21 protein-coding genes and 1 riboswitch are annotated in these 26,759 nt (G+C 40.3%); of the genes, 9 read left to right on the top strand and 12 right to left on the bottom strand.

Features of this window, described 5'->3' with window-relative positions; genetic code table 11:
• Window positions 1-155: 155 nt before the first annotated feature.
• The 4 genes from G585_RS0106630 to G585_RS0106615 form a co-directional block, all read right to left on the bottom strand.
• On the bottom strand, window positions 156-1,019 hold the full coding sequence (locus G585_RS0106630) for a carbohydrate ABC transporter permease (RefSeq protein WP_022773848.1): 864 nt from the start codon (window positions 1,017-1,019) through the stop codon (window positions 156-158).
• A 15-nt stretch (window positions 1,020-1,034) separates the two neighbouring features.
• Window positions 1,035-1,952: a carbohydrate ABC transporter permease gene (locus G585_RS0106625; RefSeq protein WP_022773847.1), complete on the bottom strand. Its 918-nt coding sequence runs from the start codon at window positions 1,950-1,952 to the stop codon at window positions 1,035-1,037.
• 106 nt (window positions 1,953-2,058) lie between these two features.
• Complete coding sequence (locus G585_RS0106620; RefSeq protein ID WP_022773846.1) at window positions 2,059-3,495, bottom strand: ABC transporter substrate-binding protein; 1,437 nt, start codon at window positions 3,493-3,495, stop codon at window positions 2,059-2,061.
• A 70-nt stretch (window positions 3,496-3,565) separates the two neighbouring features.
• Window positions 3,566-4,588 (bottom strand): LacI family DNA-binding transcriptional regulator, encoded by a 1,023-nt coding sequence (locus tag G585_RS0106615; protein ID WP_026663828.1) that lies wholly within the window; start codon window positions 4,586-4,588, stop codon window positions 3,566-3,568.
• 385 nt (window positions 4,589-4,973) lie between these two features.
• On the opposite strand from G585_RS0106615, the gene G585_RS0106610 reads away from it, so the two are divergent.
• From G585_RS0106610 to G585_RS17405, 5 genes are all read left to right on the top strand, one after another.
• Window positions 4,974-7,424, top strand: a complete 2,451-nt coding sequence (locus G585_RS0106610; protein WP_022773843.1) for a GH36-type glycosyl hydrolase domain-containing protein — start codon at window positions 4,974-4,976, stop codon at window positions 7,422-7,424.
• 197 nt (window positions 7,425-7,621) lie between these two features.
• Entirely contained in the window at window positions 7,622-10,120 is a 2,499-nt protein-coding gene (locus tag G585_RS0106605) for a DUF342 domain-containing protein (RefSeq protein ID WP_022773842.1), read from the top strand.
• 91 nt (window positions 10,121-10,211) lie between these two features.
• Complete coding sequence (locus G585_RS0106600) at window positions 10,212-11,744, top strand: hypothetical protein (RefSeq protein WP_022773841.1); 1,533 nt, start codon at window positions 10,212-10,214, stop codon at window positions 11,742-11,744.
• A 143-nt stretch (window positions 11,745-11,887) separates the two neighbouring features.
• A complete protein-coding gene (locus G585_RS18855) occupies window positions 11,888-12,670 on the top strand; it encodes a murein hydrolase activator EnvC family protein (RefSeq protein ID WP_022773840.1) in 783 nt (260 codons plus the stop codon).
• Window positions 12,671-12,684: 14 nt separating this feature from the next.
• Complete coding sequence (locus G585_RS17405; protein ID WP_022773838.1) at window positions 12,685-13,146, top strand: bactofilin family protein; 462 nt, start codon at window positions 12,685-12,687, stop codon at window positions 13,144-13,146.
• A gap of 60 nt (window positions 13,147-13,206) precedes the next feature.
• Here G585_RS17405 and G585_RS0106585 read toward each other — a convergent pair whose 3' ends face one another.
• Complete coding sequence (locus G585_RS0106585; RefSeq protein ID WP_022773837.1) at window positions 13,207-13,491, bottom strand: YerC/YecD family TrpR-related protein; 285 nt, start codon at window positions 13,489-13,491, stop codon at window positions 13,207-13,209.
• Between the two features lie 270 nt (window positions 13,492-13,761).
• Here G585_RS0106585 and G585_RS0106580 point away from each other — a divergent pair, with 270 nt between their 5' ends.
• Window positions 13,762-13,962, top strand: a complete 201-nt coding sequence (locus G585_RS0106580; RefSeq protein WP_013281837.1) for a cold-shock protein — start codon at window positions 13,762-13,764, stop codon at window positions 13,960-13,962.
• Window positions 13,963-14,096: 134 nt separating this feature from the next.
• On the opposite strand, the gene hisA is transcribed toward G585_RS0106580, so the two are convergent.
• The 3 genes from hisA to dapA form a co-directional block, all read right to left on the bottom strand.
• Window positions 14,097-14,888, bottom strand: coding sequence for a phosphoribosylformimino-5-aminoimidazole carboxamide ribotide isomerase (gene hisA, locus G585_RS0106575; RefSeq protein ID WP_026663827.1), 792 nt, complete (start codon window positions 14,886-14,888; stop codon window positions 14,097-14,099).
• A gap of 83 nt (window positions 14,889-14,971) precedes the next feature.
• Entirely contained in the window at window positions 14,972-15,727 is a 756-nt protein-coding gene (gene dapB, locus G585_RS0106570) for a 4-hydroxy-tetrahydrodipicolinate reductase (protein WP_022773835.1), read from the bottom strand.
• A 95-nt stretch (window positions 15,728-15,822) separates the two neighbouring features.
• The gene (dapA, locus tag G585_RS0106565) at window positions 15,823-16,707 is read right to left on the bottom strand and encodes a 4-hydroxy-tetrahydrodipicolinate synthase (RefSeq protein ID WP_022773833.1); all 885 of its coding nucleotides are present in this window, start codon (window positions 16,705-16,707) and stop codon (window positions 15,823-15,825) included.
• A 104-nt stretch (window positions 16,708-16,811) separates the two neighbouring features.
• Window positions 16,812-16,984: riboswitch (Lysine riboswitch) on the bottom strand.
• Between the two features lie 206 nt (window positions 16,985-17,190).
• Here dapA and typA point away from each other — a divergent pair.
• Window positions 17,191-19,020: a translational GTPase TypA gene (gene typA, locus G585_RS0106560; protein WP_022773832.1), complete on the top strand. Its 1,830-nt coding sequence runs from the start codon at window positions 17,191-17,193 to the stop codon at window positions 19,018-19,020.
• Between the two features lie 214 nt (window positions 19,021-19,234).
• Here the strand turns inward: typA and G585_RS0106555 are convergent, their stop codons facing one another.
• Complete coding sequence (locus tag G585_RS0106555) at window positions 19,235-19,867, bottom strand: YigZ family protein (RefSeq protein WP_022773831.1); 633 nt, start codon at window positions 19,865-19,867, stop codon at window positions 19,235-19,237.
• Between the two features lie 129 nt (window positions 19,868-19,996).
• Here G585_RS0106555 and G585_RS0106550 point away from each other — a divergent pair, with 129 nt between their 5' ends.
• Window positions 19,997-22,708, top strand: a complete 2,712-nt coding sequence (locus tag G585_RS0106550) for a transglycosylase domain-containing protein (RefSeq protein WP_022773829.1) — start codon at window positions 19,997-19,999, stop codon at window positions 22,706-22,708.
• Between the two features lie 59 nt (window positions 22,709-22,767).
• On the opposite strand, the gene G585_RS0106545 is transcribed toward G585_RS0106550, so the two are convergent.
• A complete protein-coding gene (locus tag G585_RS0106545; protein WP_022773828.1) occupies window positions 22,768-24,117 on the bottom strand; it encodes an MATE family efflux transporter in 1,350 nt (449 codons plus the stop codon).
• Between the two features lie 94 nt (window positions 24,118-24,211).
• Here G585_RS0106545 and G585_RS0106540 point away from each other — a divergent pair, with 94 nt between their 5' ends.
• Window positions 24,212-24,976, top strand: coding sequence for a hypothetical protein (locus G585_RS0106540; RefSeq protein WP_022773824.1), 765 nt, complete (start codon window positions 24,212-24,214; stop codon window positions 24,974-24,976).
• 13 nt (window positions 24,977-24,989) lie between these two features.
• Here the strand turns inward: G585_RS0106540 and G585_RS19490 are convergent, their stop codons facing one another.
• Window positions 24,990-25,127, bottom strand: a complete 138-nt coding sequence (locus G585_RS19490) for a hypothetical protein (protein WP_022773823.1) — start codon at window positions 25,125-25,127, stop codon at window positions 24,990-24,992.
• A gap of 250 nt (window positions 25,128-25,377) precedes the next feature.
• On the bottom strand, window positions 25,378-26,487 hold the full coding sequence (locus G585_RS0106530) for a tyrosine-type recombinase/integrase (protein ID WP_022773821.1): 1,110 nt from the start codon (window positions 26,485-26,487) through the stop codon (window positions 25,378-25,380).
• Window positions 26,488-26,759 lie beyond the last annotated feature (272 nt).

The following is a 26,759-nucleotide window of genomic DNA, read 5'->3' as shown; positions in this document are numbered from 1 at the left end:
TCATATCTTTTTTCACATATTAATGCAGAAAGCCATGACACGGGGAATGTCATGGCTTCCTAAACGCTTATAAAAGGAAAGAGTAAAATATGAAGATAAACTTATAAAAATAAGTCACCTCATCAAATTAAAACAACGAATTGTTGTACAAAAAATCAACCTTTTACTGCTCCAGCTGAAACTCCTCCTACAATATACTTAGAAAGGATAAGGTATATTACGATAACAGGGAAAATAGATGCTGCAATCATAATGTATATCTGACCCATATCAAATCTAAGCCAGTCAGCTCCTCGAAGCTGAGCGATCATAACAGGCAAAGTCTTCTTTGTGTCTGTATGTAAGATAAGAGCTGGTGTGAAGTAGTTATTCCAGCTACCTACAAAGCTGAATATCATCTGAACGCTGATAGCAGGCTTTATAAGTGGAATAATAATTGTGTTAAATGTTCTGAACTCACCTGAGCCGTCAATTCTTGCTGCCTCAACCAGTGATAATGGAAGATTACTTTCCATGTACTGTTTCAGATAGAAATAAGTAATAGGTGAAGCAATTGCCGGTAAGATAAGTGGAATAATTGAGTCATCCAGTTTCATTCTGTTAATGAGCTGTAAGAAACCAAGTGCTGTAACCTGTCCCGGAATCATCATGATTGCCAGGATGAATGCAGCAATCGCATCTCTTCCTTTAAATCTGTATGTATTGATCGCATATGCTGTCATAGCTGAGAAGTATACGCAAAGAATACTGGTGCAGACTGAAACTGTAATACTGTTTGCAAAACCTCTTGCAATAGGAATAGTTCCTGTTATAAGGCTATTCCAGTTATCCAAAAGATGTGTACTTGGAAGAATTGTAAATCCAAGTGTCATCTCTGAATGTGATCTTGTTGAATTAATAAGCAATATATAAAACCAAATGAGACATAAGAATGAGAAGAAAACAAGCACGATATATGCGATAGTTCTTCTTGCTCCTATAGGAAGTCCATGGGTTTTAGCTGCTGCCTGATTTTCCATAATCCCTTTTCCTCCTTAATCTTTGTCCTTTGAGCTGTTAATTCTAAATACAACCAAACTCAAAATACCAGTTACGACAAATAAGAATACTGACAAAGCACCACCACGGCCAACGTCCTTACTTGTAAGGTATCTGTTGAGCAACATGATAACTGTAGTAAGAGAATCTGTAGGATTACCTCTACCATTTGTCAGGATCTGAGGAACATCAAACATCTGCAGACCACCGATAAGAGATGTTATAAGTACATATGTGAAAATAGGCTTAAGGATAGGCATTGTGATTTTAAAGAATACCTGTGAAGCTGTTGCCCCATCCACCTGTGCTGCCTCATAAAGTGAAGAATCAATACCAAGCATTCCAGCCATCAAAAGAATTGTTGTATTACCGAACCACATAAGGAAGTTCATAAGCATTACAAGAGCTCTTGATGCAATAACATACTGGAAGAACTTAAATGGCTCTTTTATAAAGCCAAGGCTCAAAAGAATCTGGTTTACTGGGCCTGAATCTGAAAACAAAGCAAAGAACAACATAGAGAATGCTGATGCCATGATAAGGTTAGGCATGTAAATTACTGTCTTGAAGAATCTCTGTCCCTTAAGACGAAGAGATGGATCAGAGAACCAGTAAGCAAGTAAAAGAGCTATAGTGATCTGTGGAATAAAACCACCAACCCACATGATCAGTGTATTTATCAAATATTTCCAAATTTCCGGTGAGCTAAGAAGATTAATATAGTTGTTGATTCCAACAAAGTTAGGTCCTATCTGCTTAAGACCGGAACGATAATTTTCAAAGAAACTGTTATAAATTGTTGAACATAGTGGAATTAAACTAAAAATTACATATGTTACAAAGAATGGTATAAGAAAGATGTATCCCCATCTGTTAAACTTAACCACGTTAGAATTGGACTTCTTTTTGTCCATACTCCCGTACCTCCACGATATTTTACTCTTTAAACCCAAAGCGTTTTAAAGAATTGCCTGCCGGCGAACCGGCAGGCAGTTTATTAGGCAATAATCTTAAGAATGATTATCTTGTAAGTTCAGGATATCTCTGAAGTGCTAATGTGTAGAACTGCTCAAGAGCTTCATCATATGTAGCGAAGTTGCCGTTGATGTAGTCGCCCATAGCTGTCTGGAAGTCACCAAGAAGACCCTGATCATAAGCTGTAAGGTTAGCCATATCGATGTTATCAGCACCAGCGCAGAACATCTTAAGAGGGTTCTGTCCGCCAAGAACTGCATTTGAGTATGATGTATCAGCTGCAAGACCTTCCATAACTGGTCTGTTGTTTACGAAATCATTGTCCTTAAGAACGATGTCCTTCATAACTTCTGGATCGCATGTCATCTTTCTCATGATATCTGCTACAAGGTTAGCATTATCTGTTCCAGCTGCTGCGCAGATCCATGTACCGCCCCAATAGAAGCCCTGAGGTCCTTCTGTAGCAGCCCAGCCGCCATCATGTGCAACAGAACCTTCTACATCAGCTGCCATACAGAAATCGATAAGCCAAGCTGGTCCAAAGTAAGCAAATACCTTTCCTTCAGGATAGAAGCCCTTGTTCCAGTCTTCGCCCCACTGTCCCCAAGTGTTGCAGTAGCCAGCATCAGCAAGTTTCTTAGAATCTTCAACCCATTTCTTAAGGTTGTCATCAACCTGGATCTTTGTTCCATCTACCCAAGGAAGCTTAGCGTTGTTCTGATATACACGGAATGTATCAGCTGTTGAAGAAATTACATCGTAGCCAGCCTTATCAAGTTCGCCTGCTGCTTCAAAGAACTTATCCCAATCTGAGAATTTAGCCTGGATATCTGCAGGTTCGTCTGTTCCGAATACTTCTTTTGCAATTGCTCGGTTGTAGATCATAACGCCAGGGCAGCCCTGCCATGATGTTCCCTTAAGAACTCCGTTAGAATCTGTAACAACTGCCTGTGTGTATGCATACTGATCTTTGAGATCTTCATCTGTGATTCCAAGATCCTTTACAGGAAGTGTGTAATCTGTATCTGTGTACTTAACAGCGTAGTCAGCTTCTACAAGGAAAAGGTCAACCTTATCATCTGCTGCTGCACTATCCTGTGCAAGAAGAAGCTCATCAAGTCTGTTCTGGTAAGCGTTCTCTTCGTTAGGAGTAATGAGCCAGTTAACTGTTACATCACCGATCTTACCTGTTGTTCCATCAACTACCTCATATCCTGGATAGTGATCTGTAAGACGAGACTTAAACTCTTCGTTCCATGCTGAAATGTTAAGAACTTTTCCCTCATCTGCTGGTAACTCAGCAGCTGCTTCTGTTGTTGCCTCAGCTGCAGGTGTCTCTGCTGCTGGAGCTTCTGTCTGTGTCTCAGCTGCAGGTGTCTCTGCTGCTGGAGTCTCTGTTGTAGTAGCTGTGCTACCGCATGCTGAAAGCATACCTGCTACCATAGTTGTTGAAAGTAACAATCCAAGTACTTTCTTCTTCATAACTAATGTACCTCCCTTTTATATGAGTGTTTTGTTAGTATTATCTAAAACGGCTTTGCCGTCTTAAACCTTATTTAACTGTTTCAATACGCCCTACGGACTCACCCTTCTCAAGAGTCCCTTCTATAACTATCTGCTCGATCAGTGTTCCTTTCGGATTATTTATCAGATCAATCAGCTTGGCTGCTGCTGTCCTTCCAATTTTATCTGTATTCTGAACTATTGTTGTCATCAAAGGGCTTATTCGCCTTGCGAGCTCAATTCCATCGTAACCGGCAATGGAAATATCTTCCGGGATGCGCAAGTTCCTCTCTCTGACTGCATTGAATCCGCCAAACGCCGCAAAGTCATCGGGATAAAGAATACATGTAGGTGGATCAGGAAGATCAAGAAGCTTTTTGGTAGCTTCATAAGCCTTCTCAGTATCTCTGTAAGGACTTCCCACGATATATTCATCCGGAACGTTTATCCCAAGTTCCTGCAAAGTATTGTAGAAACTTGCCAATCTGCTCTGTGTAACGGCGGTATTTTCATAACCGTGTACATAAGCTATCTTCCTATGTCCCATTTCATATATATAAGTAACTAAATCCTTAATGCCTTTTATGTTGTCAGACATGATCGATATTCTATTGAAGAAAGAGTGGTCGATAGTGACAACAGGAATGTTGCTCTTAATAAGCTCATCCACTTGCGGATCTGAAAAATCAACACAGGCAATTACCACACCGTCAAATCCTCTGTAGATTGCGTGAGATAAATAGCTCATATTGTTGCGGGTCTTATCACCATTAATAAAGGTGATATCGAAACCTTCCTGCTCCGCTTTCTTTTTGAAACTGTCAAGAACATGTGAAAAGTAATCATGAGTAAGGCCGCTGTTTGCCTCATCAACAAACAGGACTCCTATGTTATTGGTTCTGTTTGTCTTGAGCGCCTGGGCTGCAGCATTGGGATGATAGCCAAGCTGCTCAGCAATCTCTCTGACACGTTCTTTCGTTTCTTTACTTATATCACTATGATCATTAAGGGCCTTGGAAACGGTCGCAACCGACACTCCACAAGCCTTAGATATGTCTTTGAGTGAAACCATTCTCTTTGTCATTTGTACCTTTTCACATACACTTAATCGTTTTCGTGATTTCAATATACATCATTTTGACTTTCAAATCAAGTATCATTATTATTTTTTTGTGCACATTATATAATTTTGTTTGTTTTTTACAAATTCGTTATCGCTTTTTCATACATTATTCTGAACTTGTACATAGTTTGTTCATTTTTGATTTAAACGTTTTCGATATGATGCAGATTCTGCGCCTATTCCACGGAAACGATTTGTTCATTTTCATTACCCTTAGGTTTTGTGCGGCATTCAGGTGAATCTTTTTTCGATTTTTTCTATTGCATTCCATCAACTTGACATATATAATGTCACTAGGAAATTATCTTAAACGTTTAAGTATTAGGAGGTCGATATGAAATACGGTTACTTTGACGACGCAGCTCGTGAATACGTCATCACTACCCCAAAGACTCCCCTTCCCTGGATCAACTACCTCGGGAATAAAGAGTTCTTTTCACTGATATCAAACACTTGTGGCGGTTATACATTCTATAAGGATGCCAAGCTTTTAAGACTCACAAGATATCGCTATAACAACGTGCCTTATGACAACAATGGTAAATACTTCTATATTAAAGATGTAACAGATGCCGCTAACACTGTTGTATGGAATCCGGGTTGGCAGCCTGTCAAGACAAAGCTTGACAGCTACGAATGTCGTCACGGCCTTGGATATAGCAAGTTCACATCATCCAAAAATGATGTTGAAGCAAAACTTTTAACATTCGTTCCTATGAATGACAACTGTGAGATTTCAAAGGTCACTATCACAAATAACAAGAGCACAGCAGCTAAATTGTCACTCTTTTCTTATGTAGAATGGTGCCTTTGGAATGCTGACGATGATATGAAGAACTTCCAGAGAAACCTTAGCACAGGTGAAGTTGAAGTTGTTGACGGCGGATCTGTTATCTTCCACAAGACAGAGTACAGAGAGCGTCGTAACCACTATGCTATCTACGGTGTAAATGCCAAGGTTGATGGGTTTGATACAAGCAGAGATGCTTTCCTTGGTGCATACAACGGCCCTGACAGCCCTGATGTAGTTGCAGAAGGAAAGGCAACAAACTCAGTTGCAAGCGGATGGTCTCCTATTGCATCTCAGCAGATCAACCTTGAGCTTGCTCCTGGCGAGTCCAAGACTTTCATCTTTACACTCGGTTATATCGAGAATCCTGAAGATGATAAATGGGAAGCTCCTTCTGTTGTTAATAAAAAACCTGCATTCAAGATGCTTGACAGCTACAAGACAGAGGAAGCCGTAGACAAGGCTCTTAAAGAGCTATGTGATTACTGGGATAACCTCCTTGGAATCTACCATATTTCTTCTAAGAATGAGAAAGTTGACAGAATGGTCAACATTTGGAACCAGTATCAGTGCATGGTTACATTCAACATGTCACGTTCTGCTTCCTATTATGAGTCAGGAATTGGCCGTGGAATGGGCTTTAGGGATTCATGTCAGGATCTTCTGGGCTTTGTTCACCTCATTCCGGACAGAGCAAGACAGCGTATAATTGATATTGCTTCTACTCAATTCCAGGATGGTAGCGCATATCATCAGTATCAGCCACTTACCAAAAAGGGTAACTCCGATATCGGATCTGGCTTCAATGATGATCCACTCTGGCTCATTGCAGGAACAAGCGCATATGTAAGAGAGACAGGTGATCTTTCTATATTAAAAGAGATCGTACCTTTTGATAACGATATGAGTGTTGCAAAGACACTTATGGAACACTTAAAGTGCTCACTTAACTTCACTATCACTCACAAAGGACCTCACGGCCTTCCTCTTATAGGAAGAGCTGACTGGAACGACTGCCTGAACCTCAACTGCTTCTCAGAGCACCCCGGTGAATCTTTCCAGACATTTGGACCTTCTGAAGGACCTGTTGCAGAATCTGTTTTCATTGCCGGAATGTTCGTTAAGTACGGTGAGGAGTACGCTCAGCTTGCTGAACTCTTAGGCGATGATGCTGAAGCAAAGAGAGCAAGAGACGAAGTTAAAAAAGTTTATGACGCTGTACTCGATGCAGGTTGGGACGGCGAATGGTTTGTTAGAGCATATGATGCTTACAGCAACAAAGTTGGTTCTAAGGAATGTGAAGAAGGTCAGATCTATATCGAGCCTCAGGGCTTCTGCGTTCTCGCAGGAATCGGTGTTAAGGAAGGCCTTGCAGCTAAGGCTCTTAAGAGCGTTGAAGAAAGACTTGATACCAAATACGGCGTAATGATCCTTCAGCCTGCTTACACAAAATATCACCTTGAACTTGGTGAAGTAAGCTCATATCCACCGGGATACAAGGAAAACGCAGGTATCTTCTGTCACAACAATCCTTGGGTTTCTATTGCTGAGACAGTTCTTGGCCACGGAAACAGAGCTTTTGAGATTTACAAAAAGACATGTCCTGCTTATATTGAAGACATCAGCGATGTTCACTGCACTGAGCCTTATGTATACTCTCAGATGGTTGCAGGAAAAGATGCTAAGTTCTTCGGACAGGGCAAGAACAGCTGGCTTACAGGTACTGCTGCCTGGACATTTGTTAATATCTCACAGTACATCCTTGGTGTATATCCTACTCACAATGGTCTTTCAATAAACCCTTGTGTACCTGAGGACTTTGGTGACTTTACACTCACAAGAAAGTACAGAGATGCCGTTTATACAATCGATGTTAAGACAAATGGTTCACAGAGCGGAGTTAAGAAGCTCACTGTAAATGGCAAAGTGATCGAAGGAACTGTAATACCTTACGAAGCAGGCGTTAAAGAATACAAAGTTGAAGTTATCATGTAATCTTATTTCATAAAATCTATCGACCACAAAGCTTATTTTTCATAAAAAAATTATACTTTTTTATACCTCTTTTAAGAAGTACCTAAAAGTCGCATAAATTCTGCATTCAAGCAGATTTATGCGACTTTTTGCATATCGACTTTATCTACTGATTTTTGATAAAATTACTTCGCCGAATAGTAATCAGGAGGGGTAAAATGGTTACACATGACGATTCTTCCGTAAGCGGATTTAAGATCTATAATGGCTTAACTTCTTTTGATGATGACTCTTTTGAAAAAGAGCTTACTAAGTGTGAATCTTTAGGACTGAAATCGGAGGTCCTTCGCAAATACAATTTCAACGCCCTTCAGCTTGCAGAGATCAGAAAAGGTCTGGAAGCTGATATTGATGTAAAAAAATATCTGAACCCCAAATTATCCTGGCTCGAAATGGAGGAAATGCGTCTTGAAGCTATTCAGGGAATAGACATGACCTCCTATCGTGAGCAGAACTTTAGCAGTAGTCAGATATACCAGATAAGGCGCGGCATTTATGAAAATGTCGATGTATCTCTTTATGCAAAAAAAGAATTTCTTGCTGAACAGATGAAGCAAATAAGAAAAGGTCTTGTATTCTCTAAAGATTTTCCGGTGATCTTCTATCTCGATCCTGAATTTGATTTTCTTCAGATGAGAGAAATAAGAAAAGGCCTTGAGGCGCAGATCGACGTTGCAGATTACGCACACGTTGATATTCCTTACCTCAAAATGCGTGTTGTCCGTGAAAGCGCTGAAGATGGTTTTTTCCTAACTGAAGAACAGATCAAGAATTATTCATATGGAATCCTGGACCAGCTCCATAAGGCTTTCCTCGATGGCGTTGATCTTTCGGATTATATTGCCCAGAAATATGACGCAGACCAGCTTGAGGAGATCCGTTCTGCACTTGTGGAAAACCTTCCAATTGATGATTATATTTCACCGGATATCAGAAGCGATGCCATTCATGAGATCCGCCTTGGAATAGAAAATGGCGTCATCGTTGATCAGTATGCCGACGTTGCATATAACTGGCAGCAAATGCGCGAAATGCGCCTTGGTCTTGAACACGGTATTGATATTACGCCTTTATGCCAGCCACTTTACTGGGCAGACCAGATGCACGAGCTAAGGCTCGGCCTTGAGGAAGGCATTGATATATCCAAGTATTCATCAATGATGTACACAGCAAAAGACATGCGCCGTGTCCGTCAGCAGCTGATACTTGGCACTTTTATCGACAAATCTGCTCCCGAAGCGGATGAAACCGCGAAAAAGAGCAGCAAAGAAGAAATCCTTCTTTATATGCTTGAGCACAAGAATGACTATATTTCTTTTACCCATGAGCGAATGCTGTGCTGGTTCAAGCCCGTAGACATTCCACAGATAAAAGAATATTCAGAAGATATCGTCATGAGTTTTCTTACAAAATGCGGCATCAACTATGGGATAGACAGAAAAGAAATTAAAAAACTCGTCAAGGACGGCAAATCTGACAAGGAATACCTGATCGCGTCAGGAACAGATGCTGTCAACGGAAACGACGGATTCTACGAGTACTTTTTTGACCTTCCAAAAGAATGTGTGCTATCTGAAAACGAAGATGGAACTGCAGATTTTTCAAATCTTGACTCGCTGATAAAGATAAATGTCGGCGATGTAATTGCCAAGTACCACCGCTCCACCTTAGGTACTGACGGCTGCGATGTATTCGGCAAAAAAATAGTCGCAAAAAAAGGCCGTGAGATCCCTATGCTAAAAGGAACAGGCTTCATGGTACTAAACGACAAGATCACTTACGTTTCCAGATATACCGGCGCCCTCTCCATGCATGATGGCCATATATTTATAGAAAGAATCCTTGTAATGAGTGAGGTTAAGATCACCGACAAGGTAATCAGATATGACGGAACTGTCTTCATTACAGGTGACGTAAACTCAGGTTCAGAGATAAGGGCTTCAGGTGATATCGTTATCAGTGGCCACATGGAAAGCTCTCTATTGGTTAGCGGTGGCAATGTATCCATAAAAGGCGGCGCCACATGTCCTCTCCGCGGCGGAATTGACGCAAAAGGCAATGTATCTGCCAAGTTCCTTGAGGGCGTAAAAATAAATGCCATGAATGTCTATGCCAATTCTTTTGTAAACTGCACTATCCTGGCAAAAGGTGTGGTAAAAACCTTTGGAAAAGATGGCTCCATATACGGCGGAACCACCCAGAGCTTTTTAGGCATTGAAACAGCGAATCTCGGAAGTAAAGGAGGCGCTAAGACGATCATAAGTCTTGGCGTTGTCGATAACATTTATTCTGACTATCTGCAGAGACAAAAAGAGCTTGAAAGAGATAATGAAGAATTACAAACTTTGGAAACTGAAAAGATACGTCTAAATGAACTCGGAGTCAAGAGCAGGGAAATGCTCCAATGGAAGATCAGGATAAATGCTGCTGTTGATGTAAAGAAAAAAATGATAAATGAACGTATTAATGAAATAAAGGCCATTGAAGAAACAATCAGTAAGAGTAATAAAGCTACTGCTTCTATCTCCAATCACATACATGCAGGTGTAATTTTTGTCATTGGCGGAGTTGTCCACAAAATTGATCAGGACAAACCCCTCTACTCCACAACCACTGTAAGAGTCGATGGGAAACATGAGAATATAATAATTGTTTGATTTTTCTTTTTTCATTTTAAGTTAATTTTAGGTTTAAGTTTCATAATTCACATATAAACTAAAAAAACAAGTTTATTAGGAGATAACTTAAATGAAAAAGAACTATGTAAAAAAACTGATCTCTACTGCTGCAATAACAGTGATGTGCGCATCTCTGGCAGCTTGTGGTCAGGAAAGTACAACTTCAACTCAGGATGCACAGGCTGAAAGCAGTATCATAGCGCCGGAAGCCCCTGATGAAAAAGACATGGCACAGGGTGAAGCTCCTGTAGATAATAAGGAAGGTGAAAAGCCTGAAGGCGAAACACCTGATGGAGAAAAACCTCAGGGCGAAGCTCCAGATGGAGCACCTGGCGGCGGTCCCGGAGGAGAAGGCGGTGGCGGCTTTGGTGGCGGAAGCAGCAGCGCTGATATCGATTATTCAGGTGCAGTTGAAATCACATCAGCCGACTCTCAGGATTCAAAGACATATTCAACAAGTACAGTTGATCAGAGTGCTCTTTTGATCGCAACTTCTGAAGACGTAACAATAACTAATCCAACTGTAGAAAAGGCAGGAGATTCAGACGGTGGCGACAACTGTAACTTCTATGGACTTAACGCTGCTGTACTTGTAAAAGACGGATCAACAACTACTATTACAGGTGGAACTATCACTTCTGACGCAGACGGCGCAAACGGCGTATTCTCTTACGGCGGTAACGGCGGACAGAACGGTGCTTCAGGAGATGGCACAACAGTTATCATTTCAGATACATCCATTACAACAACTGGTGACGGTTCAGGCGGCATCATGACAACAGGTGGCGGTATAACAAAAGCTTCCAACCTCACTGTTGAAACCTCAGGCCAGTCTTCTGCTGCTATCAGAACTGACAGAGGTGGCGGAACAGTTACTGTAGATGGCGGAACTTATACAACAAACGGACTTGGATCACCTGCAATCTACTCAACTGCAGATATCACCGTTTCAAACGCAACACTCACTTCAAATCTTTCAGAGGGTGTATGCATAGAGGGTATAAACTCCATTACACTTAACGATTGTGACATGACTGCAAATAACACTGACACTAATGGTAATGCTACATTCTACGACACAATCATGATCTACCAGTCAATGTCAGGTGATGCAGATAGCGGAACATCTACATTTACAATGAACGGTGGTTCACTTACAAGTAAAAACGGTCACGTATTTCACGTTACAAATACAAACGCAGTTATCAATCTTTCAAGCGTAAGCATCAACAACAAAGATTCAGATAACATCCTTCTTTCTGTATGTGCAGACGGATGGACCGGCGACAATAATATAGCTACACTTAATGCAGATGACCAGATTCTCTCCGGAACAATTCTCGTTGGCGATGATTCCGAGTTCACGCTAAACCTCACAAACGGATCAACCTTTGAAGGAGCTATCGACGGCAACATAACAAACGCAGACGGCGAAACAGTATCAACAAAAGTCGGCACTGTATCAGTAAGCATCGACTCAAGCAGCACCTGGACACTTACTGCCGATACCTACATCACTTCCTTCGACGGCGACGCTTCAAGCATCATCAGTAATGGCTACACTCTTTATGTAAATGGCACCGCATTAACAGGTACAAAATAAATCTAATACTCCCTACGCCTTAGAGCTCTAAGGTGCAGGGAGTATTTTTGTGAGACAGAGTACCGTGTTAAGCGAAGGCACTGGGCAGAATTTGCCATTTTACCGGCATATATGATAAAATATTTAGTCAGTCGGAGGTGAATATGAGCGCAGATAAAAAGCCCAGAAAGCACAGGCATAAGAGACATTATACTTTTATGATCATTTCAGGAGATTCTGATGGAAGTACCAAACGTCTCCATCTCAATCATTTTAAGACTCAGGTGCTTGCCTACTGTTCTTTTGCAATAGTTCTTGCACTGGTCTGCTACATTATCTACTCAGCAATGACCATAAATACTCTCAGGTCCATACAGGCTGAGCAGAAAAAACAGATTGAAGATCTCAAAGTAGAAAACAGTACTTTGGAAGCATCGAATGAGACTCTTGTAACTGAGGAACAACAGCTTAGAGCAGCTCTTAATCTGAGATTGGAAAACGAGCAGCAGTCAGCTGAAGAAGCTGAGACTCTCGCTGTTCCAACAGGTTTTCCACTTACAGCAGGAGCTTCAGCACCTATTGCAGCTGTTGACGATACGAACTCTACTACTGTTACCAAGCTTACAGATGAAAATAAAGATACCGCTACCGGCAATCCTATTGTTTTATTTGAAGCTGCAGCGGGCAGCAATGTAATTGCAACAGGTACAGGCACAGTTTTATCAGTAACTACTGATGCCAAGTTTGGCAATATGGTCACCATTGACCATGGCAATGGATATATCACTTTCTATAGAAACTCAGGTGATCCGCTTGTTTCAGAAGGTGATGCCATAGACAGAGGTGACATAATCTTTGTGGTAAGCGATAATACCACCCTTGGATATCAGATTCAGCAGGATGATAAATTTATCGATCCTGAAGAACTAATAGAGATTAATGGTTAAATCGGAGGATAATCATGTTCGGAAACAAAAAAGACTCAGCCGAAGACAACGCATTACTGGAACAGGTTGGAACAATCATTGGCCCCGGCGCTGTAATTGAAGGCCCACTGACAACTAAAGATTCAACCAGAATTGACGGTATCATTAAAGGAAACGTAACCATCTCTGGTGCACTTATCGTTGGACAGGAAGGCAAGATTACCGGTACTGTATCAGCACTTAACGTATATGTTGCCGGTGAGGTTACAGGTAATATCACTGCTCCACAGGGCAAAATTGAAATAAGTGATACCGGTAAAGTTTACGGCGACATTTCCTGCAAGGGAATAATCATTGATGAAAACGCTGTTTTCCAGGGCAAATGTGAGATGACCGGTCTGGATAAGTCTTCTGCTTCTATAGCAAAAGAAAGAGCTGTTGCCGATAAGGAATCAAAAGAAGAAACGGCTGAAGAAAATAAGACAGAAGCCAACTGAAAATAGAATAAAAAAACGCTTGCCTATGGATATCATCCAAGGCAAGCGAATTTTTTTGTTTTATTTCATTCTCTCGAAAACTAACTCGTAACCATCATCACCATAGTTAAGTGAGCGGTTAACTCTGCTTATGGTTGCGGTAGACGCACCGGTCTTCTCCGCTATCTCCAGATAAGTCTTATGTTCTCTCAGCATAGAAGCAACTTCAAATCTCTGTGAAAGAGAAAGAAGCTCATTAACAGTACACAGATCCTCAAAGAAGCTATAACACTCCTCTTTATTCTGAAGGCAAAGAATTGCATCAAACAGGTGATCTACTGCATCTGTTCTTATTTTTTTGTTCATATGCCATGTCCTCCAATTCAATATTTTTTCTGTCGCCACAACTTATCAATATTTCGTATAAAATACTTTCGTGCTTAAACATTTTATCACTCTAAATTTGTAAAGTAAAGAGGTAATTTTAATATCGGAAAAGCACTAAAAATTGTAATGATTATACGCAAAATACAAAATATGCGCTTTACTTTTGTTTTTTACTGTGCTATTGTAAATATGTTGTCATAGACTAGACAACAGAACGAATATTTTTTTATTTTTAGTGGAGGTATTACAATGAACAAAGGTACTGTTAAGTGGTTCAACAACCAGAAGGGTTACGGCTTCATCTCAGACGAGGCTGGAAATGATGTATTCGTACATTATTCAGGACTCAACATGGAAGGTTTCAAGTCTCTCGAAGAGGGCGCTTCTGTAGAGTATGATGTAATCCAGGGCGAAAAGGGACCTCAGGCCGTAAACGTAAACAAGCTTTAATTCTGAATTAGAGCAATTAATCAGACTACAAAGTGCCTTATTCTAATATATATATATTGAATTTGCAAGATTGTAACAATGATTAATAGAAAAAGCCATCTGACACTAGTCAGATGGCCTTTTTTAGCCTTGAATCACTCACATGCTGTGATCACATCTTCCATCTTCAGCTTCCCACCAAATATATCAAGCGCAGATCCAACAGTAACATCTATCTTTTCTTTTCCAAGCTTTTTCAAAGTTTTAATATCAGATATACTGCCAACACCGCCGGCATATGTGATAGGTCTTTTCCACCAATCAGCCAGGAGCTTAACTACATTCTCTTCTATTCCGTTTTGTTTACCCTCAACGTCTGCTGCATGGACCAGAAACTCATCGCAGTACTCTGAAAGCTCATCAAGTGTTTCGCTGCAAAGCTTCACATCAGTCATTTTCTGCCATCTGTCAGTGACAATATAGTAAGATTCAGGCTCATCCTTGCATTCATCGCCTGCTTTACAGGAAAGATCAAGAACTATCCTCTCTTTCCCTACAGCCTTAACCAGCTTCTTCAGGTTCGTAAAGCTAACTTTCCCATTTTTAAACACATAAGAGGTTACTATAACATGAGAAGCACCTGCATCAATAAATTCCTGTGCATTGTCAGCAGTTATCCCGCCGCCAACCTGCAAAAGTCCAGGATTAGCCAAAAGAGCTCCAAAAGCCTGTTTTTTGGTCATTTCATAGTAAGGACTGTCAACAGAATTAAGAAGGATCACATGGCCGCCCGTAAGTCCCAGTTCTCTATACATATTGGAATAAAATGCCGCTTCCCTTGTGGACACATAGTTCTCACTGGCCACATCTCCGGCATCTCTAAGACTGCTACCCACAATCTGTTTAACTTTTCCGTTATGAATATCAATACATGGTCTAAGCTTCATGATCATTCCTTTCATAAATAATGGCTGAAGTTCTGCTGCACATACATCCCAAAAGAGTGTGTAGTATAACTTCAGCCATATCATCAGGCAAGTACGTCACTCATGTCATACATTCCGGCAGGCTTTCCAGCAAGGTACTTGGCTGCCTCTATAGCTCCTTTTCCAAATATAGCTCTGGAATAAGCCCTGTGAGAAAGAGTTACAACTTCGTCGTGTCCCGCAAAGATAACATCGTGATCTCCCACGATCGTACCACCACGAACCGCTGAAATTCCTATCTCTTTTTCAGGTCTCTTTTCTCTTCTTGTGCTTCTGTCATATACATACTCGTATTCATTGCCAAGAGAATCGTTGATGCTGTCAGCAAGGGCAATTGCTGTTCCACTTGGTGCATCAAGTTTCTGATTGTGGTGCTTTTCTACTATCTCAATGTCAAATCCTGCTGCCGCAAAAAGTGGAGAAACCTCTTTTAAAACCTTCATAAGAGCGTTAACACCAACAGACATATTGGCAGACTTTAAAACTGCAACTTTCTTAGATGTCTCTTTTACCTTAAGAAGCTGATCTTCTGAAAGGCCTGTTGAGCAAAGAACAACAGGAGTTGATGTCTTTTCACAGTAAGCTAAAAGACCTTCTGCCGCAGAAGCATTTGAAAAATCAACAATGACATCTGCTGCCATATTGCACTCCTCAAGGCTTTTAAAAACAGGAAAATCGTAGGAGCTCTCTCCATATGCATCTACTCCTGCGACAACTTCTATATCCTTATCTTCCTTAACAAGGTCGATAATCACATGTCCCATGCGGCCATTGCAGCCGTGCATTATCATTTTTGTCATATTTACTCCTCTGAAATCGTATGTTTAAACTGATTTATACACCGATAAATTGTGGATATCTTATTTTTTTAGCACATTTTTGTTGATAAACGCGATCAGATAAGTCCGAACTTCTTCATCTCTGCGCGGAGCTTTTCCTGATTCTCAGGTTCCATCTCTGTAAGAGGAAGGCGAAGAGGGCCTGCCGCAAAGCCTACCATTTTAAGGGCACTCTTAACAGGGATAGGATTAACCTCAGAGAAAAGAGCTTTCACGAGAGGAAAAGCTTTGAACTGAAGCTCTCTTGCAGCTGCATAATCCCCCTCAAGACACTTCTGACAAATCTCATGTGTCTGTCGTGGAGCGATATTTGAAAGAACTGAGATGACACCAAGACCACCAATTGACATGATAGGTACAATCTGATCATCATCACCTGAGTAAAGATCGATGCATCCTTCTGCAAGCTGCATCATCTTGGTTGTCTGTGAAATATTACCTGTAGCATCCTTGATACCAACAATATTTTTGTATTCACGCGCAAGCTTAACAGCTGTCTCAGGAAGGATATTGCAGCCTGTTCTGCTTGGTACATTGTAGAGAATGATCGGTATATTTACCTCTTTTGCTACTGCTGAGAAATGTGCGATGAGACCGCCCTGTGTAGCCTTGTTGTAATAAGGAGTAACAAGCAGTAATCCGTCAGCGCCATACTCCTCGGCAAGCTTTGAAAGCTTGACAGCTGTCTCTGTGCAATTAGAACCTGTTCCTGCGATAACAGGAATTCTTTTTGCTACCTTGTCTATACAAAACTTTACAACGTCCATGTGCTCTTCTTCACTCATGGTCGCTGCCTCTCCGGTGGTTCCGCATACGATGATGGCATCTGTTCCGTTCTCGATCTGGAACTCGATAAGACGCTCGAATTCTTCGTAATTAACCTCTCCGTTTTCCTTAAATGGTGTTGCAATTGCAACTCCTGCTCCCTTAAAAATAGCCATTTTGCCCTCCTTTTGGCTTTTGGTGCGCTAATGCTGTTTTTTCAAAGAAAAAGGCTCAACAGAAAATCTGATGAGCCTATAACAATCCTGGTTAAAGCATTTGTATTGTTGATAGCGCCCCATCTTTCGATGACAGTCATACAGCTGTTTACTGCATGCCCAAGTATCCAATCTTCAGGTAATTGAACCTTTCGGCGTATTTACCTTTTTTTCTGATTCATCTGTGCCTGACACATCCACAGAAATACTCATTAAATACGCAACCTCTATCTAAACCGTCTTTAGTTGTTTTAAATACTACAACACGAAAAAAAGCGTGTCAAGAGCGTCGCACGTTTTCCAATAAAGTAGCCACTATAAACATTTTATTATTACTTTATTAAGGAAATGAAAATGGGGTTGAACTAGAAAAAAACGCGTGCTATACTACTAAAGTTTTGAGAAATAATTGTTAATTGTATTAATTATAAGAAAGGTTTATTTATGAAGCAGACTAGAAATGATGTAAGAAACGTTGCTATTATCGCTCACGTTGACCATGGTAAAACAACTCTGGTTGACGGACTTTTAAGACAGAGTGGTGTATTCCGTGCCGGTCAGGAAGTTGTAGAACGTGTTATGGACTCCGGGGATATCGAAAAAGAGCGTGGTATTACCATCATGTCTAAAAACACAGCTATCACATATAAAGATATCAAGATCAACATCATTGATACTCCAGGTCACGCAGACTTTGGTGGTGAGGTTGAGCGAGTTCTTAAGATGGTTAACGGCGTAATCCTTGTCGTTGACGCTTTTGAAGGTCCTATGCCACAGACCAAGTTCGTTCTTGGTAAGGCAATGGATCTTGGTCTTCCTGTTATTGTATGTATCAACAAGATTGACCGTCCTGAAGCAAGACCAAACGATGTTATCGATGAAGTACTTGAGCTCCTTATGGATCTTGGTGCCGATGATAATCAGCTTGACTGCCCATTCGTATTTGCATCAGCTAAGGCTGGAACATCATCACTTTCACTTGATGAACCTGGCACAGATATGAAGCCACTTCTTGATACAATCGTTAATTATATTCCAGCTCCTGTTGGTGATCCTGACGCCAGCACACAGGTGCTTATCAGCACAATCGATTACAACGAGTACGTTGGACGTATCGGTGTAGGTAAGGTTGATAACGGTGTCGTTAAGGTTAACCAGGAAGTTGTAGTTGTTAACCACCACGAGCCAGACAGACGTATCAAGACCAAGATCAGCAAGCTCTATGAGTATGATGGACTTGGAAGAGTTGAAGTTCAGGAAGCAAAGATTGGTTCAATCGTTGCCATTTCAGGTATCGAAGATCTTAAGATCGGTGATACACTTTGCTCAGTTGATAATCAGGTTGCTATTCCATTCCAGAAGATTTCAGAGCCTACTATTTCAATGAACTTCATTGTTAATGACTCTCCACTTGCTGGTCAGGAAGGTAAATATGTAACCAGCCGTCACCTTCGTGACAGACTTTATAAAGAGCTTAACACTGACGTTTCTCTTCGTGTAGAAGATACAGATACAACAGAGACATTCAAGGTTTCAGGACGTGGTGAGCTTCACCTTTCAGTTCTTATTGAGACAATGCGTCGTGAAGGCTTTGAGTTCGCTGTAAGTAAGGCAGAGGTTATCTACCACACAGATGAACAGGGTCACAAACTTGAGCCTATGGAGAAATGTTACATCGATGTTCCTGATGAATTCTCAGGAAGCGTTATCCAGAAGCTCGGTGAGAGAAAAGGTGAGCTTGTAAACATGGGTGCCGGAAACGGTGGTTACACTCGTCTTGAGTTCAACATTCCTTCACGTGGACTTATCGGATACAGAGGTGAGTTCATGACTGATACAAAGGGTAATGGTATCATCAACACAATCTTCGATGGATATGCTCCTTACAAGGGCGATATGAACTACCGTAAGACAGGTTCAGTCATCGCTTTCGAGACAGGTGAAGCTACAGCATACGGTCTTTTCAATGCTCAGGATCGTGGACAGCTCTTCATCAAGACAGGTGATAAGGTTTACTCAGGAATGGTTATCGGAACAAGTGGTAAATCCGAAGACGTTGAGGTTAACGTCTGCAAGACAAAGCACCTTACAAATACAAGAACATCATCTTCTGATGAAGCTCTTCGTCTTGTTCCACCTAGGATCATGTCTCTTGAGCAGTGCATCGAATTCATTGATAACGATGAGCTTTTGGAGGTAACACCTACAAGCCTTCGTATCAGAAAGAGAATCCTTGATCCTACTCTTCGTAAGAGAGCCGGATTCAAGAAATAATACTTTCTGCGAATTGAATAAAATCCAGAAGTGTCCATAACTATGGATAGATCTCGGAGTATTCGCAAAGACACAGTAAATATAAAATAATACGCCTTGTTTTCTTTCATGATTATTCAGAACAGAAAACAAGGCTTTTATTTTATCTTAACTGTCTCTATTGCTCATACTAAATCGCTCTATCCATAGTTATGGGCACTTCTTGATTTATGATTTACTGCCGAAAATAGTCCTTATCCCCTTCTATAATGCTTATCTGGCCTTCACATTTTTGGGTAAGGCCGTCAGTTATGCGTTTTACATCTGCTTCTTTTACGCAGATATCGAACTGAACGTTAGCTTCATAGCGGGAGTCAGCAATGGCGATATTGTTCTGCCCAAGGTAATACTGAACATTATTTACCATGTTATAGGCAACTTCCAAGGTGAGTTTCTGTGAATATACCATTTCACCGATCCGGGCATCTGCGATTCCTGCCTGCGCAGCCTGGGTATAAGCCCTTACAAGACCGCCTGTTCCAAGTAAAACTCCGCCAAAATATCTGGTTACTATAACAAGGGTATTGGTAAGGCCTGCCCCTTTTATCACCTCAAGGATCGGCTTTCCCGCTGTTCCTGAAGGCTCACCATTATCACTACATCTTGTATTCTCGCTATTTTTCCCAATAACAAAAGCATAGCAGTTATGTCTGGCATCCCAATACTTTTTGGATATCTCTGCTATTTTTTCTTCCGCCTGCTGCTGGTTTTCCACAGGAAAAACATTTGCGATAAAGCGGGATTTTTTCTCGACAATCTCTCCGCATCCATTTGAAATTACTACTTTATAAGAATCTCTTTCACTCATGTGCTAAATTATATCAGAAATGTGGCATAATTGTTACAATTCTTAATTTTCACCCCATTTCTTTATTATCCCTTGGATTCATGTTATACTTTATTGGTTAAAATGGACTAAGTATAGGAAGGTTAATGTATGAATTACGGAAAAAGAGGTATCGTAAATCAAGCAAAAGAGCTTAACTCCGGTACCGATAAATGGGGAAAGAAATTTAGTCTCTTCGGATTCTATATTTTGCTTTCTCTTATAATAGGCTTCTTTATTATTGGAGCAAGCGCCGGAATAGGTGTTTTCAACGGCATTATTGCAACAGCGCCTGATATCACCAACATTGATGTCACTCCATCCGGTTTCTCAACTTTTGTATATGACACAGAAGGAAACCAGACTGCCAAGCTTGTCTCTACAGATTCTAACCGTATTCCTGTAACTATGGATATGGTTCCTGAGAATTTGGCACACGCTTTTGTAGCCATTGAGGACGAAAGATTTTATGACCACAATGGTATTGATATCCAGGGTATCATCCGTGCTGCAGTAAGAGGTATCACAACCGGTAATTTCTCTGAAGGTGCCAGTACCATAACGCAGCAGCTTCTTAAGAACAACGTTTTCTCAGGTTGGACAAATGAAACAAAGCTTCAGAGTGTCAAGCGTAAGATTCAGGAACAGTATCTTGCAATACAGCTTGAAAAGAAAATGAGCAAGGATGATATTTTGATCAACTACATGAACACTATCAACCTCGGTTCTAACACTCTTGGTGTTCAGGCTGCATCACTTCGCTACTTTAATAAATCTGTCAGTGAGCTTACTCTTTCAGAGTGTGCAGTTATTGCAGGAATCACACAGAACCCCAGCAGATTTAACCCCATTACTCACCCTGAAAACAACTCAGAGCGCCGTAACAAGGTTCTCAGAAAAATGCTTGAGCAGGGTTATATTTCACAGGTTGAATATGATTCAGCCATGACAGATGATGTATATGCAAGGATCCAGAATGTAAATCAGGAGACTGGCGGCGATTCTACTGTTAACTCCTACTTTGTAGATGCACTTACAAATGAAGTCTTAGAAGACCTTATTGAGGCCGGATACAATGAGACTCAGGCTTATACACTTCTTTACAGCGGCGGTCTTAAGATCTATTCAACACAGGATCCAAAGATCCAGGCAATCTGTGATGAAGTTTACACAGACGAAAGTAACTACCCTGAAGGAACTAAGTATCTTCTTGCTTATGAGCTCTCTGTCAAGTCTGCTGATGGCACAGTTACAAACTACAGCAGTGAGATGTTTACAAGCTACTTCAAGGAGCAAAAGAGCAGTTTCAATATGCTCTTTAATTCCTCAGAAGAAGCAGACGCTGCTATAGAAGAATACAAGGCAGCTGTCATGTCAGATGGCGATACAGTTCTTGGTGAAAAGATTAATCTCACACCTCAGCCTCAGGTATCACTTACTATTGAGGAACAGAGCACAGGTTATATAGTTGCAATGGTTGGAGGCCGTGGTACCAAGACAGCCAGCAGAACCCTTAACAGAGCTACTGATTCCTACAGACAGCCCGGTTCAACATTTAAGGTTATATCAACTTATGCTCCTGGTATCGACAGTGCAGGTCTCACACTTGCCACAGTATTTAATGATGCTCCGTTTGCTTACTCAAATGGAACTCTTGTAAGAAACTGGTGGGGTTCTGAATACAGAGGACTCAACAACGTAAGAGCTGCGATCAGAGATTCAATGAACGTTATCGCAGTTGAAGCAATTACACTTATCACTCCTCAGCTTGCATTTGATTATCTTAAGAACTTTGGATTCACAACTATCGTTGAAAAAGAAGTGATCAACGGCAAAACATATTCAGATATTCAGCAGTCAACTGCTCTTGGTGGTCTTACAAAGGGTGTTAAGAACTTTGAACTTAATGCAGCATACGCTGCTATCGCAAATGGCGGTGTCTATATTGAGCCTAAGTTATACACTAAGGTTGTTGATCACGATGGAAATGTTATCCTCGATAATACACAGGCTAACTCAAAGAGAATTTTAAAAGAAACAACAGCATTCCTTCTCACAAGCGCAATGCAGGACGTTGTTACAAGTGGTACCGGTGGTTCAGTTAACTTTGGTACAACAGCAATAGCAGGTAAGACCGGTACAACTTCAGACTATGTAGATGTATGGTTTGCTGGATTTACTAACTACTACACTGCAACAACCTGGACCGGTTATGACAACAACGAAAAGATGACCAATTCAGCTGAAAAGAACCTCTCCAAGACCATGTGGAGAAAGGTAATGGAAAAGATCCACGCTGATCTTCCATACTCCTCCTTCAGCATACCTGATGGAATTGTTTCAGCAACGGTTTGCTCAAGATCAGGCAAACAGCCGATTGCAGGCCTATGTGACGGAACTCTTTATACTGAGTATTTTGAAGAAGGCACAGTACCTACAGAAAGCTGTGATGTACACTATGCAGGAACAATGTGTGCAATAGATGGTTGTCCATCCACTGAAAGCTGTCCATTTAAGACTGCCGGAGTATTTGAGCTTACTCCTGAAGTACCTGCAGCTCTTCAGTCAGGATTTGTGGATTATACACCTACCAATTCTGCATATACGACCATTACAGACGAAAATGGTAATACTACTACTGTTCTCAACACATGTCACCATACAGCCGAGTTTATGGCTCAGGAAGGCATAGACGAGATAATTGCTGCAGAACAGGCTGCAGCACAGGCCGCTGCCGCAGCAGCAAACCCAGAAGCCGCTGCAGAAACTGCACCGGAAACTGTAGTCGACACAGTACCGGAAAACGTAGCTGCCGGCAACTAACTACATAAAACTTTTCAAAAATTAAGACCACCGGTTAATCCGGTGGTCTTCTTAGTTTTTTAAAGTCTGTGTTTTTTGGTGTAATAAATATAATAAATTGTGAATAAGATTGTGGTTGTTATCCAGGTTAGTGGATAACTAAATTCTATCGTTTCGATTGTTTTATTTAGAGGGAATGCGATAAGTATCCAGGCAACTCGAAGGACACATATTCCGCTCAAAGTAATGAGCATTGGAACCACAGCTGTTCCCATCCCTCGCAGCACTCCGGAAAATACTTCCACACCTATGTAGGTGAAGTAAAACGGAGCAAGATATTTTATCATTTGAATTCCTACCTCAATTACTTCTCTATCAGCTACGAATATTTCAAGGAAGATATCACCATAATAATACAATAGCGTACTTAAAGGAATTGTAATTATAAATGCGATGACAAAAGCATACCTTGTGCTTTTATGGACTCTGTCAATTTTGCCGGCACCAAAATTCTGCCCTGCAAAAGTTGTTACCGCTGTTCCTAAAGAGCTTATAGTCATCCAGAAAAGTACATCAATCTTTCCATATGCCGCCCATGCTGCTGTAGCATTTTTTCCGACCTCATTTATAGCAGTCTGTATAAGCATATTTGAGATAGTATACATGGTAGTCTGAATACCCGCAGGAAGCCCGATACTGATAATTCGGCTAAGCATATCAGGGTCAATCCTTACATCTTTAAGATATAGTTTGTAAGAACCAACACTTCGCATCAGCATGAAAAGAACTATCGCAGCACTTAATACCTGACACATGACTGTTGCTATACCAACGCCGATAACGCCCATCGTTACGCTCATGCTGCCCATTTTAAAGCCTATAACAAACAAAAGATCAAGAAATATATTTACAAAGCAGCTGATAATAAGAACATAAAGAGGTCTTTTGGAGTCTCCCACTGCTCTTAGTATTCCGGCGCCCATATTGTAAACAAGATTGGCAACCATACCAAGGAAATATATCCTTAAATAAGCCGTAGAGGCATCTATAATCTCCTCTGGAGTCTTCATAATACAAATGACCCATGAGGCAGATAAAAGCCCTATAATGGTGATTATAATGCCTCCAATGATAGCCATGGCAATTGAAGTATGTACAGCTCTTTTGACCTCATCATCCCTCGAGGCGCCATAGAACTGGGCAATTACTACGGAAGCTCCTGTTGAAAGTCCTTGGAAAAAGCCAACAAAAAGACTCACGATCATAGCTGCCGATCCGCCAACTGCCGCAAGACCGTCTGCGCCTACTACGCGCCCTACTATGATAGCGTCAACAGTGTTATAAAACTGTTGGAAAAAGGCTCCAAGCAGGAGGGCAGCAAAAAAAGAAAGCATCCCGGAAACTATCGGTCCTTCAGTTATTTTATTCATTGATTTATCACTAGTTCTCATAAGGATGTATTTTATCACAGTTTGACCATTTTGACATTGTTGAAGTAAGATTAATCATAGTGAGGTTGTAAAAATGTACATTAGTATAAAAAAGCACATTCTCTCAAGGGCAATACTTTCAGTTGCCATAATAAAAATAATTGCCGCTCTGATTGAAGGTGCCATAAGGATATTTTTAAGCAGCAATTCATCTGACTCTCCAAGCATGCTTGATTCAATGCTTTGGACCTGTCAGATAATAAGCTCCATGCTGCAGATTCTTTTAATTTTTATAATTTTTTATTTATCCTGGAAAAAGCTTTGGCATTACATGAATCTTGTTCCGAAGGATGATCAGAATGAGATAGGTCTTTTACAGCAGGAGTACCTTGGAAAAAATCTTGCCACATTATCTGCAAACTCTGTAAGCAGGCTTTTGCAGCTCTGGGCAGTAATTTTCATTTGTGCGGAACTGATCTATGATTTTACTTCAATCATGTACAGGAGATTTATCGCTATACTGATGAGCCTTTTTGATCAGGCCAGTGACTTAACAGACAGCACATTTATTCTCCTATATAACATGACTCATGGATTTAAATATATCGAGATCCTCGTGGCGATTCTTTTAGGAATTGTTATGACAGGTATTTTTCTTAACGACAAGTACCTGAAGATTGCATCCCTTATCATACTGATATTATTTTTACTGTCTTTTTCCATATTACAAATGCAGACAGTGTATCTTATGGGTCATGAAATCGGAATAGTATGGACATCCATAATTTATCATTTCACAGAAACCCTTGGACTGATACTTCTGTCTGCATATTTGGCAAAAAGATATAAAGGTTTATAACCATATTTTTATATTATACGGAAAGAATAAGCCTGTTGTTCTTTGCTTTTCTTTCCTCTTTCATATACTTGTGAACATCAATCATCATGGAGATAACAAATATTGTGTTCATATAAAGATCTGCCATAAAATTTGTCATAAAGTTGTTCATATCAATTACCCCCTTTAAAAAAATTGTGGATAATTATTTATACGAACAGAAATAAAAAATGGCAAAAGAAAAGACTAATCATGAAAGATCATGAATAGTCTTTTTTAATGCGGATGACAGGACTTAATCCATCACTTAGCATAAACACTAGCTTTCCAAGCTCCTGACATCATTTATGACATCATTTTATAAGATTATCACTTTTTAGGACAATAAAAGAGCGATAACTTTGTGTTACCGCCCCATTGTATTAGAGTGCAATATTTAATTGGTTCATAGCCTGTTCTTTAGTATCATCAAGAACGTGACCATATAAATTCATTGTTATCCCAAAATCTGCATGCCCTAACAGTTCTTGAATAGTTTTAACAGGAATTCCCTGTTCAATGCATCTTGTAGCAAAAGTATCCCTAAATCCATGACATGTAAAATGCTTAATCCCTGTTCTCTTACAAATCCTCTTTATTTCCCTGTCAACAGGCGTTGCCATTAACAAACCACGCTCAGGAGCTTTAAATATTAGATCATTGATACTGCTAACATTCCCATCTAACATGCGGTTTATTTTTCGTTGATTCTCAATAATTTCTGCTATAGTTTCATTCATTGGAATTGTACGTTTTCCATGCCATGTTTTTGTTTCAGTTCCTAAATAATAACTTCCATCCTCAGAACGAGTAATAGTCCTCTGAACGTGGATAGCTCCATCATATATATCAGAGTTCTTTAATGCTCCAATCTCACCTATTCTCATTCCTGTTTGAATCGCCATTTTAAAAATGTTGTAGTAATAACTATTCTTGGCATTATCAAAAAAAGTCTTTGTTTCATCAATCGTTAACGCTCTATGTATTGTTTCTCTTGCAGCAACTTCCGTCACCTTAATTGGCTTAACAGGCATACAAGGATTAAAATCTATATATCTTTCTATCAAAGCATCATGAAAAATGTGACTAATAAATGAAACCTTATCATTAACAGTTCGAGTTTTATTGCCAGAATCCAAAAGAGCTTTTTGGATAACTCTTATATCATCTGCTTTAACCTCAGCAAGCCTATAATCTTTAAAAGCCTTATCATTTATCACAATCTTTGAAATTGTATTAAAGTGACATTGCTGACCTCGTAATGTTGCAGATGATATACTTCCTCGCCTGTTTTCCATCCATCTATCAAAAAATGTTTCAATCGTTGGATTTTCATGTTGCTCTTTATTTTCCTTAAGCTCTAGTTTTTTCTCGTAAACCTTTTGCTCTATTTCACTTTTATCATGCCCATACACATAATAGCGTTTTCCGTTATATGTAAAAGACTTTTGCAATCTTCCATCAGCACGCTGATTCTTTTTCTTTTTTGCCATAATATCGCCTTTCATGTTAAATTCTTGGAATATTACATGATAACCGATATAATAACAGTGAGCGGTTATCATGCATGGTTGTGTGGTTAATCATTCATCTTGGACGTAGGTGGTGCGAACACTTACGTCCTTTCTTTTCTCCTTTCAATGATAGTTTAATATATTTACATCATTATATCCATTGTTAGATTGCATATAATTACATCAATATACATGTGCAAATTATATATTTACACCAATATACATAAACTGTTATACTCTTTGTAAAAGTA

It is taken from the genome of Butyrivibrio sp. AE2015 (genome assembly GCF_000420825.1).
Lineage (GTDB): Bacteria > Bacillota > Clostridia > Lachnospirales > Lachnospiraceae > Butyrivibrio.
Note: the sequence above shows the minus strand (reverse complement) of the source record. Positions and strands in the feature narration are given on the sequence as shown.